Source organism: [Clostridium] symbiosum ATCC 14940 (assembly GCF_000466485.1).
In the GTDB taxonomy this organism is placed as follows: Bacteria; Bacillota; Clostridia; order Lachnospirales; family Lachnospiraceae; genus Otoolea; species Otoolea symbiosa.
The window spans coordinates 1-3,183 of sequence record NZ_KE993040.1; the positions used below are offsets into that span (position 1 = coordinate 1).

General features: G+C 43.9%; 3 protein-coding genes. All 3 read left to right on the plus strand.

Annotated features, from left to right (window positions below; translation table 11 throughout):
- Positions 1-35 precede the first annotated feature (35 nt).
- The 3 genes from CLOSYM_RS21030 to tsf all read left to right on the plus strand — a co-directional run bounded on the left by CLOSYM_RS21030 (position 36) and on the right by tsf (position 2,781).
- Positions 36-881, plus strand: coding sequence for a ComEC/Rec2 family competence protein (locus tag CLOSYM_RS21030; protein WP_021643735.1), 846 nt, complete (start codon positions 36-38; stop codon positions 879-881).
- A 197-nt stretch (positions 882-1,078) separates the two neighbouring features.
- Positions 1,079-1,819, plus strand: a complete 741-nt coding sequence (gene rpsB / locus CLOSYM_RS21035; RefSeq protein WP_009299114.1) for a 30S ribosomal protein S2 — start codon at positions 1,079-1,081, stop codon at positions 1,817-1,819.
- Positions 1,820-1,845: 26 nt separating this feature from the next.
- Entirely contained in the window at positions 1,846-2,781 is a 936-nt protein-coding gene (tsf, locus tag CLOSYM_RS21040) for a translation elongation factor Ts (protein WP_021643736.1), read from the plus strand.
- The last annotated feature ends 402 nt before the right edge of the window (positions 2,782-3,183 follow it).

A 3,183-nucleotide genomic window follows, 5' to 3' on the forward strand; every position in this document is an offset into this window, starting at 1 on the left:
TGCCGCGCCTGAAGGCGCGCGGAATGGAGATTTAAATGAAAAATATTCGTAAGATTTCCGTTTTCCTATTACGGGCCGCCGGAGTATGCGCATTGTGTGCAGCGCTTCTGGCTGGATGGTATCTGCTGGAAAACAGGGAGGTTACGCGGGAGGCGAAGTTTCTGTTTGCCGGTACGAAAGAGGATGCAGACTGTTCCATCCTTCTAAGCGGAGATACCTGTGTTGTGATTGATACGGGGGAGGAGGAAGATGCGCCCCACATTCTGGAGCTTCTTAAAGATAATAAAGTGGAAAAAATAAACTGCCTGATACTTACGCATCCCGACAAGGACCATATCGGCGGTGCATCCTATCTTCTGGACCAGATTCCCGTAGTCCAGGTTCTTGCGCCTTATTTTGAAGGTGAAAAACCGCTTTATCAGGAGCTGCTTGCCAGACTTGAGGAGAAACGCATCCCGGTGGAAACGATGCCCAGAGACCGCCTGTTTACCTATGGGGATCTGGATATCCGTGTCTTTCCTCCGGAGAAGTTCCATTATAATAAATCCAATGATTACTCTCTGGCCGTGCTGGTGAAGCACGGGGATATTCACCTGTTTTATGCAGGAGATGCGGAAAAAGAGCGGCTTGGTGAACTGCTTAAGCTGGATCTTCCCGCAATCGATGTATACAAGACGGCCCACCATGGAAGAAATTCCAAACGGGGCGTTGAATTAATCGAAGCTTTAAAGCCGGAATACGCAGTAGTGACGGCACAGGAGCCGGAGAATGAGATAAGAGAGGCATTTAAAGAAAATGGGACTCAGGTTTATACTACCGTCAACCGGGATGTCGTTTTTGTGAGTGACGGGGCAGGGATTTGGCCTGTTTTGAAAGAGTAAGATATGAGAATTTCTCGAAATAAACATTATATTTGAAAATTCGTGTAAAAAGCTTGCACAATAATGTCGCCTGTGCTATAGTATAAAGGCTAAAAAATCACGCCGGACGGATTCTCAAGGACGGTGCTCCAATCAATGGAGTCCCCGCGGAAGCAAAGATGACGGCGGAAGAATAAAACCAAATGGAGGAAAGAAACATGAGCGTTATTTCAATGAAGCAGTTACTGGAAGCTGGTGTACATTTTGGTCACCAGACAAGAAGATGGAACCCTAAGATGGCTCCGTACATCTACACAGAGAGAAATGGTATCCATATCATCGACTTACAGAAATCTGTAGGTTTAGTTGACGAAGCTTACAAAGCAGTAGCAGACATCGCAGCAGACGGCGGCACAATCCTGTTCGTAGGAACAAAGAAACAGGCTCAGGACGCTATCAAGACAGAAGCTGAGAGATGCGGTATGTTCTACGTTAATGAGAGATGGTTAGGCGGTATGCTTACAAACTTCAAGACCATCCAGAGCCGTATCGGCAGATTAAAACAGATCGAGACAATGGCAGAAGACGGAACATTCGACGTTCTTCCTAAGAAAGAAGTTATCGCACTCAAGAAAGAGTGGGAGAAACTTGAGAAGAACCTTGGCGGTATCAAAGAGATGAAGAGAGTTCCGGATGCTATCTTCGTAGTAGATCCTAAAAAAGAGAGAATCTGCGTACAGGAAGCTCATACACTTGGTATTCCGTTAATCGGTATCATCGACACAAACTGTGATCCGGAAGAGCTTGATTATGTAATCCCGGGTAACGATGATGCTATCAGAGCTGTAAAATTAATCGTTTCCAGAATGGCAGACGCTGTTATCGAAGCAAGACAGGGCGAAGCGGAAGCTCCTGTATTCGAAGGTGAAGACGTTGCAGAAGAGGCAGCTCAGGCATAATCAAAACTATACGGAGGGATTTTAAAATGGCAGCAGTTACAGCAGCAATGGTAAAAGAATTACGTGAGATGACAGGCGCCGGAATGATGGATTGCAAGAAAGCTCTTGCAGCAACAGAAGGCGACATGGATAAAGCAGTAGAGTTCTTAAGAGAAAAAGGACTTGCAGGCGCAGCTAAGAAGGCCGGACGTATCGCAGCCGAAGGTATCGTAGCTACAGCATTATCAGTTGACGAGAAGAAGGCGGTTGTCGTAGAGGTTAACGCTGAGACAGACTTCGTGGCAAAGAACGAAAAGTTCCAGACCTACGTTGCAGACGTTGCAGCACAGGCTCTTAACACAACAGCGGCAGATATCGATGCTTTCTTAAATGAGAAGTGGGAGAAGGATCAGTCCTTAACAGTTGCAGAAGCACTTTCCTCCCAGATCTCCATCATCGGCGAGAACATGAAGATCAGAAGATTTACACAGGTGGAAGAGGCTAACGGTTTCATTGCTTCCTATATCCATGCAGGCGGAAAGATCGGTGTTTTAGTTGACGTAGAGACAGACGTGGTTAATGACGAGCTGAAAGTAATGGCTAAGAACGTGGCAATGCAGGCAGCAGCATTAAAACCATTATTCACAAACAGAGATGAAGTTGACGCTGATTACCTGGAGAAAGAGACAGAGATTCTTACAGCAGCAGCTAAGAACGAGAAGCCGGACGCGAATGATAAGATCATCGAGGGAATGGTTAGAGGACGTATCAATAAAGAATTAAAAGAGATCTGCTTACTTGACCAGGTTTATGTAAAAGCTGAGGACGGAAAACAGACAGTAGCACAGTATGTAGCAGAAGTAGCCAAAGCAAACGGCGCTAAAGTTGCAGTTAAAAAATTCGTTCGTTTCGAGACTGGTGAAGGCCTTGAGAAGAAGGAAGAGAATTTTGCTGAGGAAGTTGCTAAGCAGATGGGACAGTAATTTATCTGTCGATGTTTCAATAATAATAGACTTTCTGTCCATAAGGACGGACATAAAACAGTTAAAAAAATAGTAATATAAAAAAGATTCCGTGATACAGGCATGTATTACGGAATCTTTTTTTGTTGATGATGAGACCTGTGCGCAGAGCGTGCAGGTTATCGTTCTGTGATTTAATAAAAAATTGTTCTGCGATGTGTGTTATACGATACAAAGGTAAATTGGACCATTCCAATGGTGTGAAGGATTTGTTAAGATCCCATTGTTTGTCTGAATAAACTTGACGAAAGACTAGAAAAAGTATATTATTTCAACATAAATCAAAAGAAAATAATAAAATTATTATTTTTGTTTTGATTTTAGAAAATATTGGAATAGTCCAATTGAAAAAGGAGGAAGGAA